The organism is Haladaptatus sp. CMSO5, assembly GCF_036689885.1.
In the GTDB taxonomy this organism is placed as follows: Archaea; Halobacteriota; Halobacteria; order Halobacteriales; family Halococcaceae; genus QDMS2.
Genome location: NZ_JBAHVW010000001.1, coordinates 1,083,955 through 1,096,220, shown reverse-complemented (window position 1 = coordinate 1,096,220; position 12,266 = coordinate 1,083,955). Strand labels below are relative to the sequence as shown.

General features: G+C 60.6%; 14 protein-coding genes. 10 read left to right on the top strand and 4 right to left on the bottom strand.

Annotated features, from left to right (window positions below; genetic code table 11):
- Window positions 1–5 precede the first annotated feature (5 nt).
- The 4 genes from V5N12_RS05810 to V5N12_RS05795 all read left to right on the top strand — a co-directional run bounded on the left by V5N12_RS05810 (window position 6) and on the right by V5N12_RS05795 (window position 1,127).
- Window positions 6–140, top strand: a complete 135-nt coding sequence (locus tag V5N12_RS05810; RefSeq protein ID WP_332898208.1) for a DNA-directed RNA polymerase subunit P — start codon at window positions 6–8, stop codon at window positions 138–140.
- 75 nt (window positions 141–215) lie between these two features.
- On the top strand, window positions 216–470 hold the full coding sequence (locus V5N12_RS05805; RefSeq protein WP_332898207.1) for a KEOPS complex subunit Pcc1: 255 nt from the start codon (window positions 216–218) through the stop codon (window positions 468–470).
- 39 nt (window positions 471–509) lie between these two features.
- Window positions 510–887, top strand: a complete 378-nt coding sequence (locus tag V5N12_RS05800) for a prefoldin subunit beta (protein WP_332898206.1) — start codon at window positions 510–512, stop codon at window positions 885–887.
- A complete protein-coding gene (locus V5N12_RS05795; RefSeq protein WP_332898205.1) occupies window positions 888–1,127 on the top strand; it encodes a DUF3194 domain-containing protein in 240 nt (79 codons plus the stop codon). It begins immediately after the preceding gene.
- Between the two features lie 56 nt (window positions 1,128–1,183).
- Here the strand turns inward: V5N12_RS05795 and V5N12_RS05790 are convergent, their stop codons facing one another.
- Window positions 1,184–1,702 (bottom strand): response regulator transcription factor, encoded by a 519-nt coding sequence (locus tag V5N12_RS05790; protein ID WP_332898204.1) that lies wholly within the window; start codon window positions 1,700–1,702, stop codon window positions 1,184–1,186.
- Window positions 1,703–1,824: 122 nt separating this feature from the next.
- Here V5N12_RS05790 and V5N12_RS05785 point away from each other — a divergent pair, with 122 nt between their 5' ends.
- Window positions 1,825–3,900 carry a histidine kinase N-terminal 7TM domain-containing protein gene (locus tag V5N12_RS05785; RefSeq protein ID WP_332898203.1) on the top strand — a complete coding sequence of 692 codons (2,076 nt, stop codon included), beginning with the start codon at window positions 1,825–1,827 and terminating at the stop codon, window positions 3,898–3,900.
- Between the two features lie 2 nt (window positions 3,901–3,902).
- On the opposite strand, the gene V5N12_RS05780 is transcribed toward V5N12_RS05785, so the two are convergent.
- Window positions 3,903–5,759 carry a DUF2070 family protein gene (locus V5N12_RS05780; protein WP_332898202.1) on the bottom strand — a complete coding sequence of 619 codons (1,857 nt, stop codon included), beginning with the start codon at window positions 5,757–5,759 and terminating at the stop codon, window positions 3,903–3,905.
- Window positions 5,760–5,794: 35 nt separating this feature from the next.
- Complete coding sequence (locus V5N12_RS05775; protein ID WP_332898201.1) at window positions 5,795–6,343, bottom strand: GMP synthase subunit A; 549 nt, start codon at window positions 6,341–6,343, stop codon at window positions 5,795–5,797.
- Between the two features lie 181 nt (window positions 6,344–6,524).
- Here V5N12_RS05775 and V5N12_RS05770 point away from each other — a divergent pair, with 181 nt between their 5' ends.
- Both V5N12_RS05770 and V5N12_RS05765 read left to right on the top strand, forming a co-directional pair.
- Window positions 6,525–7,730 carry an outer membrane protein assembly factor BamB family protein gene (locus V5N12_RS05770; RefSeq protein WP_332898200.1) on the top strand — a complete coding sequence of 402 codons (1,206 nt, stop codon included), beginning with the start codon at window positions 6,525–6,527 and terminating at the stop codon, window positions 7,728–7,730.
- Window positions 7,731–7,925: 195 nt separating this feature from the next.
- On the top strand, window positions 7,926–9,209 hold the full coding sequence (locus tag V5N12_RS05765; protein WP_332898199.1) for a hypothetical protein: 1,284 nt from the start codon (window positions 7,926–7,928) through the stop codon (window positions 9,207–9,209).
- Here the strand turns inward: V5N12_RS05765 and V5N12_RS05760 are convergent, their stop codons facing one another.
- Window positions 9,210–9,731, bottom strand: a complete 522-nt coding sequence (locus V5N12_RS05760; protein WP_332898198.1) for a DUF7097 family protein — start codon at window positions 9,729–9,731, stop codon at window positions 9,210–9,212.
- 74 nt (window positions 9,732–9,805) lie between these two features.
- On the opposite strand from V5N12_RS05760, the gene V5N12_RS05755 reads away from it, so the two are divergent.
- From V5N12_RS05755 to V5N12_RS05745, 3 genes are all read left to right on the top strand, one after another.
- Window positions 9,806–10,153, top strand: a complete 348-nt coding sequence (locus tag V5N12_RS05755; RefSeq protein ID WP_332898197.1) for a DUF192 domain-containing protein — start codon at window positions 9,806–9,808, stop codon at window positions 10,151–10,153.
- Between the two features lie 71 nt (window positions 10,154–10,224).
- Window positions 10,225–11,763, top strand: a complete 1,539-nt coding sequence (locus V5N12_RS05750) for a (R)-citramalate synthase (protein WP_332898196.1) — start codon at window positions 10,225–10,227, stop codon at window positions 11,761–11,763.
- Between the two features lie 41 nt (window positions 11,764–11,804).
- Window positions 11,805–12,239, top strand: coding sequence for an acyl-CoA thioesterase (locus tag V5N12_RS05745; RefSeq protein ID WP_332898195.1), 435 nt, complete (start codon window positions 11,805–11,807; stop codon window positions 12,237–12,239).
- Window positions 12,240–12,266: the final 27 nt, after the last annotated feature.

Genomic DNA, 12,266 nt, shown 5'->3' with positions numbered 1-12,266 from the left:
CACCTATGAGCTACAAGTGTTCGCGCTGCAAGCGAGACGTTGAACTCGACGAGTATGGCGGCGTTCGCTGTCCGTACTGTGGCCACCGCGTGCTCCTCAAAGAGCGCAGTCGCGTGGTCAAAGAAGTCGACGTCAACTGAGCGGTGCCCTCGTTTCCGTCGGGTTCGCCCCGATGCGACGTGTGGTGACCGAACTGTACCTGCCGAGGACTCCTCTTGCATACCGCGATTCTAACGTTCGAGTACGACGACGCCGCCTACGCCCGGATAGTGGCACGGAGCGTCCGCCAGGAACTGGATGAGATTGCAGGCGACCGCACGAGCGCCACACTCGCCCGTGAGGGGGCCACGGTCACCATCGAAGTATCAGCAGATGACCTCGTTGCTCTCCGTGCGGGGTGTAATACGTGGCTCACCCTGGTCAAAACGGCGGAATCGCTCGCGGACGTTGGATTTACCGCGCACGAGTAAGAGACAGGGTTTTTCAGTTAGCATCGCCACGGTGGTGATATGCAAGGTAGTCTCCCACCGGAAGCACAAGAAAAGCTCGAAGAACTGCAGGGTCTCCAGCAGACAGCCCAGCAGGTCGCAACCCAGAAACAGACCGCAGAGTCCTCCCTTCAGGAGGCCAAAACGGCACTCGACGAACTCGAAAACATCGACGAGGACGCGACGATGTACCGCGAGGTCGGCGAGCTGTTCGTCCAGACCACCTACGAGGACGCAAAAGAGAACCTCTCCGACAAGGTCGACACGCTCGAAATCCGCGTCGAGACGCTCACGAAGCAAGAAGAGCGCGTCGAAGGTCAGTTCGAGGAACTCCAGCAGGAACTCCAGCAGATGCTTGGCGGCGGCGCAATGGGCGGCGCTGGCGGCGCAGCACAGTAAATGCCAACCGACGAAGACGTCGTTCAGACGGCTGCCGAGGCGGCTGAAGGACTCATCTTCGCACGGTATAAGCGCTCTGAGGTCACCGACCTCGACATCACCGTCCACTTCGAGGAGGGCGTCCTCGAAGTCGACGTGTACCTAAACGCCCCCGGCGACGCGGAAGCCGTGGCCGACGAAGCGGCACGCGCCGCACAAGACGCCGTTGACGAGCTGTTCGACGAGGCGCAGTCGGCCTAACGTCGTCACTTCTTTCAGGAACAACAAAGACGAGCGACAGCGCCGGAATCGGGCCGTTAGAGTTTGTGCGCGACGCGCTCGCGGGCGCGTTCGAGTTGCGAAAGCAGGGCCTGATACTCTTCAAGCGTGGCGAGTTCGTCGGGCGAGTTGGTGGCTTCGAGGGCGTTTCGACGCGCGGCGAGAGAGTAGTATTCTTGGACAGGTGCATCGAGCGATGAGCGTTCGAGGAGCGATGCAATGGTATCTCGGAGCCCTTCTTTGGTCGGTGGTTTCACGACGTATTCATCGAGTCCCATTTCGACGATGTCAACGTCGGGGTCGACGGCACTGACCATCGCCACGCGACAGTCCACCTCGCGGGCGCGAATCTCTGCGAGCACTTCGTCGCCCGACATCCCCGGCATCCGTCGGTCGAGTAGCACGACATCGACCGTCTCGTCGAGGCGGGAGAGGGCCTGCTCACCGTTTGCGGCAAGTCGGGTGTCGTAGTCAGATCCGAGCCAGATATCGTACATTTCCGCGATGTCGGGCTCGTCTTCGACAATCAACACGACGGGAGAGTTTGACAGGCCCATTACACCTACATGGAAACAGACAGACAATAATGTTCTGCAACGAAGTCCGCGGACTCACCGATTACGTATTCCAGTGTGAAAGTCACCGAAGCTTGTATATTAGCTGATAATAGAATAGTGCCATGGCGTGGCAAGCGACGCCCTATACATTTCCCCTCCTCCTTGCGAGCACGGTTGCGCTGCTGTTAACAGCGTACGTGCTGAGCTACAGAAAGACGTTCAAACAACAGCGGATGACCGCGTTTCTCGCCGTCACGATGGGCGTCACAATCTGGTGTACTGCGTATTGGTTTCAACTTTCGATAACGACGCTCGCAGGCAAGGTGTACTGGACTCGGTTTGTGTGGATTGGCGTGGCGCTCATGTCGGTTGCGTGGCCTGTTTTTATCTTTGCGTACACGGGCCGACACCGCCTGCTCACGCCCCCTTCGCTGCTTGGCATCAGTGTGCTTCCGGCTGCGGCTGTGATACTGGTCTGGAGCCACACGTTTCGACAACTGGTGTTCACGCCAGAAGCCATTCACACCCATCCACAGGGCATGTTTCTCGAAATCAGTCCCGGCCCCGTGTTCTTGGGCTTTCTCTTGTACACGTACGTCCTCGACGTATTCGTCATCGGGTTGCTCGCCCACGACGCGTACAGCACGGAGGGATTTCGAAGACGCCAGAGCCTCTTGCTGATCTGTGCGGGAGTGATTCCGCTGCTCGCAAGCTGGGCAAGCGTCACAGAAGCCCTCCCGTTGCCCCACCTAGACTTGACGCCGATTACCTTCGGGCTGACCACCCCGCTTGTCGCCTACACGCTGTTTCACTACCAGTTTTTAGACGTGATTCCGGTCGCCCAGCGCAAACTCATCGACGAGATGGAAGACGGCGTCATCATTCTCGATGAGAACTACCGCATCGTCGATTACAATCCAACGGTAACGCACCTTTTCGATACCGACACAGACTTCGTTGGCGAGCGAGCGCAGACGGCACTCTCTGCGTATCCCGTGTTGGTTTCGTGTCTCTCTGATGAGGGGCCGTGTAGCGAACTCGTCACAACAAACGACGAGATGCCACGCTACTACGACGTCACGTGCACGCAGTTCGAGACACAGACCGAGGCGGGCTACATCCTGAGCCTCCACGACATCACCACGCGGCGCAAAGTCGAGCGACGCTATCAAACGATTGTCGAACAAGCATCGACGATTACCGTGCTCGTGAACGAAGCAGGCGAGTTCGAATACGTCACGCCGTCGGTCGAACGAACGCTTGGCTACGCATCTGCGGACATCCTTGGCGACCCGTTCATTGAGTACATCCACCCGGACGATGTCGAGCACATCTTCGAGACGTTCATGACCATCCAAGAAGGCGGGACGAGCGACTGGGTTGAACTCCGCGTCCAGCACGCAGACGGGTCGTGGCGCGTCATGGAGGCAAAAGGCGAGAACTTACTCGAAAACCCAGCCATCGGTGCGATTCTGTTGACCGCACACGACGTGACCGAGCGCAGACAGTACGAACAGCGCCTCCAAGTGCTCAATCGCGTGTTGCGCCACGACGTTGGCAACAAGATGTCCGTCGTGCAAGGGGCGATTTCGATGGTACGAGAGGAGACCGACAATGAACACGTCCGAACATGGATGGAGAAAGCCCACCTCGCGGGGCAAGAACTCCTCGAACTGAGCCAAAAGTCGCGTCGCATCGACACGCGATTAGACCGCAAATCGGAGGTTCGCTCGGTCGATATCGTCAAACAGGTCGAACAGGCGGTTTCAGCTACCAAGCGCACGTTTCCAACGGCAACCATCGCGTGTGACACGCCTGACGCGGCGTGGGCGAACGCCTTACCCCTCGTCGAAGTTGGACTCGAAGAACTTCTCGCAAACGCCATCGAGCACAGTAATCAAGAGATACCAGCGGTGACGATTTCGGTCACGACCGAAGACACAGAGTACGTCGAGATACACGTAGCGGACAACGGCCCCGGCATCCCCACGATGGAGCGCGAAGTGCTCGAACGCGGAGTGGAATCCCAACTTAAGCACTCGAGCGGTATTGGCCTGTGGCTGGTCCACTGGATTGTCACGGCCGCAAACGGTGAGTTGACCATCACGGAAACCGAGCCACGCGGCACGGTTGTAACGCTTCGCTTCCACGAGGCCGCACCGAGTTCGGCCGAACAGGTCGAACTCACCCAGGACTGAGCCTACGCGAGCAGGAAGATGAGCACGCTCACACCGAACACGACGATGATGAACGCGGCTGCGAGCGCGCCACCCATCGAGATGAGCGCGTTTGCGTGACTGGCGAGCGTCTCAGTGCGGTCGTTGCCGAAGACGATGACGGAGGCGCGCGAGGACGCCATCCCCGCTTCGACGGGCTCTAAATCGGCGCGGGCGGTTTCTGTGAGCGAGCAGATGAGCGAGACGAGTTCGTCGTGTGGAATCGCACCGCCGACCTGATTTGCGGACTTGACCGTGTTGACGACGTGGGTGTCCGTGGTCATTATTTCAGCGGCGTCGACGTCAGGAATCGCCTCGACGATGCGGTCACGAAGTCCGGGTTCCATGTTGTTGCCGTCTACGAGGACGTACGCGGTGAGTTGGCCTTCGACTTCGACCACCGCCACGCGAACGCCGAGGGGGCCGATGCCTTCAGGTGCGCTCCACGGCGTTCGGTCCCACGCGACGCCGAGTTGTATCGGGCCGCGTGGCGCGTCGATGAGTCCTTCTGCCACCGCTCCGGCCGCCTGAATCATGTCGTAGGAGCGTTTGCTCCCGGGGACGACGTGGCCGAGGTCGGGACCAGAGAGACCGTTGTTCGAGTTGTGAGCGTCGACGAGCATTACGTCTTTGAGGCCGTGGACGCGAGCTTCTGCCCCGGCGGTCATCCCAATCGAGAACTCCACGTCGTCTGCAAACTGCGGCGAGAATGTCGAGACGAGCAACGCATTGTTGCCGAACGCTTGCCCGATGAGCGACGCATCACCGACGCGCTTTCTGACGCTTTGAGACGCCACGCCGTCGTAGGAGATGGCCGAAACGGCCTCGCTTGCGGCATCCAGAATCGAATCGACCTCGCGCTCGGTGACGAGGTTGAAGTCGTGGCCAGCGGTTGCGTGAGGCGGGAACGCCATGCCCTCAGACCACGCTGCGACGCGCTCTGGCAGGTTGCCACCGCCGATTTCTCCCATCGGGCCGGGGTGTATCATCGGGAGCGTAAAGCGGGCTTTCTCCCTGCCACCGGGCGTCCGAAATGAGAGGACGGTGACGGGAACGATTGCCTCCTCACCGATGTCCTCGAAGAACGTTTCGAGTTCGCGCGACCCCTCAGCGATGTGGCCAATGAACCCGCGGATAAAATCGAGGACAGAGACGTCCATGCTCCGTCGCCACGGGCGGTCGATGACGGTGAGAAACGCCCAGACGGCCCCGGCATAGAGCACGCAGATCACGCCGAGAACGAGGAAGTCTTGGGGGACGACAACGAGCAGTTCCGGCGGGGCGCGTTCAGGGCGTGAGAGAAACGACCGAGCGAGCGGGCCGCCAATCTCGAAGTAGCGCATCGTCCCCGAGTAGATGAACAAGAGCACCGCAGACGCGACGGTGTGGATGCTCGCCGGAATCGACGCGATGAGCAGCGACTTTCTGGAGACGGCCATCACGACGAGCAGGCGAAGCGCGAACACGCTCGCCAGCGCGGCGAGCAGCGTATCGAAGACGAACCCCTGGCCAAGCGGCGTGAGCACTGCGATGATGCCCGCGAGGACGAGAAAGGCGACCACGACGAGTTCGCCCGCGAGCGCGAGCAATGAGGCGCGATTGCGCGTGAGTTGGCCACCGAGTTTCCCGTCTATCCACGGGGTCAGCGCGCTCGCGATGAGGGTTGGCAAGCCAATGAAAAAGATGCCCTGCCAAGCATCTTCGAGGACGAACCGAAAATCGAAGGCAGCGACGCCCGCGACGGCCGCGATGAGGAGGGCGAACCCGAGGCTCGAATACCACCGCGGTGCGCGGAAGATGTAGCGAGAAAGTGCCGCAAGGTCACCCTGCGTGGCGGTCATTACCCAATAATTCTAGCCAGAGGACAAAAATCCCGTTACTCGCAGATGGCGCGGAAGTTCTCGAACACTTCTTCACCCTCGTCGGTGTGGGCGACTTCCGGATGCCACTGGACGCCGTAGAGGTCGCGGTCTGTATCGCTCATGGCTTCGATACCGCACACGTCGCTCGTGCCGGTGTGGGTGAAGCCGTCGGGGAGTTCCTTGACCTCGTCTGCGTGGCTCGCCCAGACGCGCGTCTCGGGGGCGAGCGACCCGATGAGTGGGTCGTCCTCGTCGAGCACTTCGACCGTCACGTCGGCGTAGCCGCCGTACTCGCCACCGCCGACGCGCCCGCCGAGTTTCTCAGCGAGAATCTGCATCCCGAGACAGATGCCGAGGACGGGGATGTCCAGTTCAAGATACTCCTCACAGCGGCCGATGTCGTCCATGCTCGGGCCGCCCGAGAGAACGATGCCGTCTGCGTCAATCTCCTCGGGTGGCGTGTCGTTGTCGATGAGGTCGGTGTCGATGCCGAGGTCACGAAGCGCCCGGTGCTCTAAGTGGGTGAACTGCCCGTGATTGTTAATCACGACGATGCGGGTCATTAGCGGTGAGTAACGAGTATCGTCGTATAAACCTCCTGAAACGGGGCGAAAGCGGGCGTGGTTTGGTCCGGATTTCTTCTGCAGTCTACCTCGAAACACACCGGCTTGACGCGCGTTCAGGCGTCGTGTTCGCCATCTTATTTCCCGAAGGCTTATTGTGAAAACATTTGTTCGTTACGTAATGGTTTCTCGACGACACGTTCTCGCGGGTCTTGCGGGGGTTGGTGGTGTGGGGCTTGGGTATGCGGCCAACAATGACAGCGCAGAGACGTTCACGCCGGGGGGAAATCCGAACGCAGAGTGGCCACTCCCTCGCTATGATACCAGCAATTCGGCCTATAGTCCGGATGCGGTCGCACCACGCGAAAGCGTGCAAGTACGATGGACAGCAGACATGGGATGGAGAGGAACTGATGAGCCGCTAGTTGCGAATGGAACCGTTTTCTTTCCAACCGTCACTGGCCTTTACGCGCTCGATTCACAAACTGGCGAAGAGCGCTGGCGGTACGAACCGCCTGAAAATCCATGGATAGAGAATCCGATGTATTTCGACGGGATTGTGTATCTTACAAACTCGGTCGAAAATCAACTGTACGCATTTGACGCAACATCGGGAGACACCATCTGGTCACGAGATGATTTTGGAGAGATTAGTTCGGTGCTTCATCTCGTCGCTGGCGAGGACGTTAGAACGCCTGCGCTCTATCTCGGAGGGCGGGACGGGGCAGTGTTTCGCCTCGACCCAAAAACGGGAGACACGACATGGCAAACAGACCTCTTCGGACCAGTCACTGCCCTTAGTTACTATTTCCGTATGCTGTATGTCGGAACCAACAGTGGGGAGGTGTACACGTATGACGCGGCTGGCGACGTGCCACGAGAGATGAACCGACAGACGGCAGGGTCAAAGATTCTGTCCATCACCCCGAGTTCAGATGGTGTGTTCGTGACAACTGTCGGTGATTCCGCAAAGCTCTTTCACCACAGAGAGCTGGGCTCAAACCAACGTAAGATGGTGGATGCCGACTGGGCAAGTACGCCACCCGTGCTGGTCAACTCACGATTCTACACCACGGGGATAGACGGGCTCTCGACATGGCGAAGCTACGAGGACGACCATTCTTGGCGAATCAAATCTCGCTTCGACTCCACAGGTCCAATTGCCGCTGGCGACCGGGTGTACGCCGCGAGCACCAATGCAGTTCACGCGTTCAAACTCACAGGCGGGATTGGGATTCGGAGTGTGAGACTCAACGCAGAACGCTGGAAATTCTCCCTTGACAAGGGATACTTTTCTGGCCTTGCCGTCGCAGATAGCGCGCTCTTTGCGGCTCGAAATGGCACGGATGAGAACGAGACGACGCTCTACTGTCTCGAAGAAGCCTGAACTCACTGTTGCGAGCCGAGTGTGACACCGTTTAGGAGCGCCATTCACCAGACTGCACCTCCTTATTTTCGGAACACACAAGATGATATTTCCAGATAACACGCATATTATTCTATCCAGTAGGTACACACAACATGAAGTAGCGAATTGGTAACAAAGTCAGTAAGCGATGATGGTCTGGCTGGGTAGACAGTCATGACAGATACACCGACGTCACGCCGCACGCTGTTGAAGCGTGGGGCGCTCATCGCGGGGGCGGCATCGCTCGGCATTCCCGGCACGGTCGGGGCACAAGAAGAACAGAACGCGGTCTGTGCACGGTCACCGGGCTACTGGGGGAGTCACCCGGACGCGTGGCCGGTTGACGAACTCCAGATTTCCAACAAACGCGCACCAAAGGAGTTCTGGATTTCGTACTTGCTCAACCGAGCAACCGACGGCGACAAAAACCGCATCCTCGCAAAGGCGCTCGTCGCGGCCAAACTCAACCAGTACGCCGGAGCGGAAGATGCGTGCATCCGGTATCGCGGCACCGCAGACGACTGTATCGGTGGCGGCATCTGTCACTACGGCGTGCCCGGCGTGGCCGTGCGCTGGCTCTACGCCGCAGGCTTCGCGAAGTTCGGAACGCCTGCGTACGAGCCGATGGACAGTTGGTACACGGACATCACCCTCCCCGACGAGTGTACGGGCGAATGGGTCACGAAACACGCGAACGGCGAGTGTCTCTACGACACCTTAGACGCCTACAACAACGGCGAGTTGTGCGCGTGTGCGGCCGAGGAAGCTCTCGAAGGCGCACGATTCGAACTTACCGCCTTCGAAGCACCTGAAGAGGTGGAACTTGGAGCCGCGTTCATCTATTCATTCACCGTCGAGAACACGGGCGGCGAGACGGGCACGGTCGAAACCGAGATTGCCACTTCCGTCGCCGAGTGGTACGTCTATCCGTCGTCGCCGGTGACGTGGACGGCGACGCTCGACGCCGGCGAGAGCAGAACCTTCGAAAGCGACCCGCTCAAACTCTGGTGGGAAGCGCCGTTCTCGATTTCGCTCTCAGCGTTCAACCAGTCGAGGGACGTGCGGACGACGCGGCCAGTGATGGCGTTTGGCGAGGCGTTCGTCACCGGACACGACGTTCGCTTTTCCGTCAACGCCTTCGAGCACGTCCCAGACCCCTCGAATCCGGTCACCCACGTCGAGATTACGTGCGAGAATCAGACGGACGAGGCCGCACCGATTCCGGACATGGGCTTCCTGTGGCTCTACTCGAACGGGTCGTACCGTTACGTCGATTACGGCAACCAACCACCCGTGTTTTATGGAGAACTCGCCGGGAACGAGACGAGGACGGAGACCATTACGTACGAAGTCGAGCAGTCGTTCGACGCGGCCGACGTGACCGTGGGCTGGGAGGACGAAGACCCGATTGGCAGCATCGGAGCCTACTGGTCGAACAACCCGTCGAACATCAGCTAATCACTCCTTGTCTCGCCGTTTGCTTGCGGTTTCAAAGCCGAGTTCGTCCATCTCTTGACCACGGCGCGTTTCGGCCTCGGCAAGCGCCTCCGGGTCGGGGCTGGCGTCGTCGTCGATACGAGCAAACGAGGTGTGGATTTTCGCGTGACACCACCGACAGAGAAACACCGTGATTTCGTGGGTTCCGGCCTCGCGGTTTGCGTACGAGAGGTGGTGTTCTTCGAGTAGCGGTCGCTCGCCGGAGTGGGTGTTCAGGCGCTCTGGCAAGCCACAGCGGGCGCACTCGCGGTTGTGTTCGGTCGAGCGAAAGTGCGGGCAGTCGCGCCACGTCCACTCGTGGTCGGGATTCGCCGCCGGACAGTGAAACTCGTCTGCGCGGCGCGCTGCGGCGAACTCGGGGTCGTTGCCGGCGTAGTGGAAGGCGTAGCGACACCGGCCGTCGTCGGTGAGGTGGTCACACCGCGAAACGTGGGCGTAGGGGTCGTCCACCCCGACCGACGTACCCTGCGGCGTCTTTTCCATACCCACTCTCGTTCGTCCTCGAATTTCAAGGTACCTCCCGAACCACTTTTCCACTCGCCGGGAGAGGTGTGGGTGTGCGTCTCGTTCACGACAGCAACGGTGGGCAACACCCCCTCGCCACGCAGGTAGACACGGCCGACACCATCCTCCAGCAAGGCCTTGGCCTCATGTTCAGGCGCTCGATTCCCGACGACTACGCGCTCGTCTTTCGCTTCGGGAAGGCAAAACGCCGCGACATCCACATGCTCTGTGTGTTCTTTCCCATCGACGTGATATGGGCGCGAGACGGTGAGGTGGTGAAGGTGAAAACGCTCCGCCCGTGGCGTGGCTACGGCGCGGCCGCTGCTGACCTGCTCGTTGAACTTCCCGCGGGGAACGCAGCAGGCGTCGAAGTCGGTGACCGCATCGCCCTTGTCGAGTGAGCAGCAACATCTGCCACATAGGCCCACTTTAAGTTCATAGAGGCGTTCCCTGAGAATGGCTATCATGACCAGTGACTGTTTTATTCGGGTCCCTTCCCGAATCACACCCCACCTCTGACCCCGTTTCTGTACAGTTCGTAGATACAACGCTCCGCGACGGTGAGCAAGCGCCAGGTGTCTCGCTCACCCCAGACCAGAAGGCCCAGATTGCCCGTGAACTCGACCGGGCGCGGGTCTCGGTCATCGAAGCAGGCAGCGCCTGCACCGGCGCGGGCGAGCGCGAGACCATCTCGCGAGTCGCCTCGCTCGGCCTCGACGCGAAGGTGACGAGTTTCGCCCGCGGCGTCCAAGGCGACATCGACCTCGCGCTCGACTGTGGCGTCGATGGCGTCCACCTCGTCGTGCCGTCGAGCGACCGTCACATCGAAACAAAAGTCGGGACGACCCGCGACGGCGTGGTCGAAAAGACCACCTCGCTCGTCGAGTACGCCCGCGACCACGGCCTCTGGGTCGAAGTCCTCGGCGAAGACGGCTCGCGCGCCGACTTAGACTACCTCGAACGGCTGCTTGGTGCGGCCCTTGATGCGGGCGCAGACCGCGTCTGTTACTGCGATACGGTCGGGCACGCGACGCCCGAACACACCTACGAGGCCGTCTCGCGGCTGGCTGCACTCGGGCCAACGAGCACCCACACCCACGACGACTTGGGCCTCGCCGTCTCGAACGCCCTCGCAAGCGTGCGCGCCGGTGCAGACGTCATCCACGCCACCGTAAACGGCATCGGTGAGCGCGCGGGCAACGTCGCACTCGAAGAGGTCGCCATCGCCCTCGACCACGGCTACGGCATCGAGACCGTCGATACGACGCGGCTGTTCAAACTCGCCCAGACCGTGGCGACGGCGACGGGCATCCCGCTCGCGCCGAACAAGGCCGTCGTCGGCGAGAACGCCTTCAGCCACGAGAGCGGCATCCACACCGACGGCACGCTCAAAGACGACGCGATGTACGAACCCTACCCGCCGGAAAAGGTTGGCAGGGAGCGTCGGCTCGTCCTCGGCAAGCACGCCGGGCGCGCGGGCGTCAAAGCCGCGCTCGACGAACACGACGTTTCGGTCTCCCCAGAAGAACTGGGAACGGTCGTCTCCCGCGTGAAAGAGCTCGGTGACCGCGGCAAGCGCGTCACCGACGCGGACCTACTCACGATTGCAGAAGAAGTCCAACAGCGCGAACGCGACCGCCGCGTCGAGTTGCTCGGGCTGACAGCTGCCTCGGGCGGCGGCACGCCCACCGCGAGCGTCCGCCTGCTCGTCGATGGTGAAGAACGTGTGGCCTCCGGCACGGGCAGTGGCCCGGTCGATGCCGCCGTCTCTGCGGTGCGCTCGGCGCTCGGCCCGGCCGCAGACGCCCAGCTCGACAGCTATCACGTCGATGCAATCACGGGCGGCACCGACGCCGTCGTGACCGTCGAAGTCGAAATGTCGCGCGATGGCCGCCACGTCACGGTCGCCTCAAGCGAGGCAGACATCACGCGCGCGAGCGTGAACGCGATGGTCGATGCGTTAGACCGTCTGCTTGCGGCCGACTCGAACCACGTCCTCGCGGACGACTAACCCCGACATACCTTCTTTGTGCGCGCCACCCCACGTGAGCCATGGCTGAGTACTACGACGTGTTCGAAAACCGAGTGCGCTTTGCGGAGACGGATATGCAGGGAATCGTGTTCTACGGCAACTACATCACCTTTCAAGACGAGACATTCAACGCCTTCCTGCGCGAAATCGACTACGGCTACGACACCCTCGCGGAGAAGGGATGGGACGTGCACGTCGTCCACGTGGATATGGATTATCACGCGTCTGCGGAGTTCGACGACGTGCTCGTAAACGCGATGCGCGCAGAGACGATTGGGACGAAAAGCCTGACATTCGCCTACCGGGTGCGCAGAAAGGCCGACGAGACGCTCCTCGCCGCAGGCCACGTCACCTACGTCGCGGTGGATGCAGCGACCGGCGAGGCGATTGCCGTTCCCGATGATTTCCGGGAGGCGCTGGTCGAGTTTCAAGAAACGCCACCGACAACGACGTAGCTCGCAGGTGAGAAACTCAAATAAACA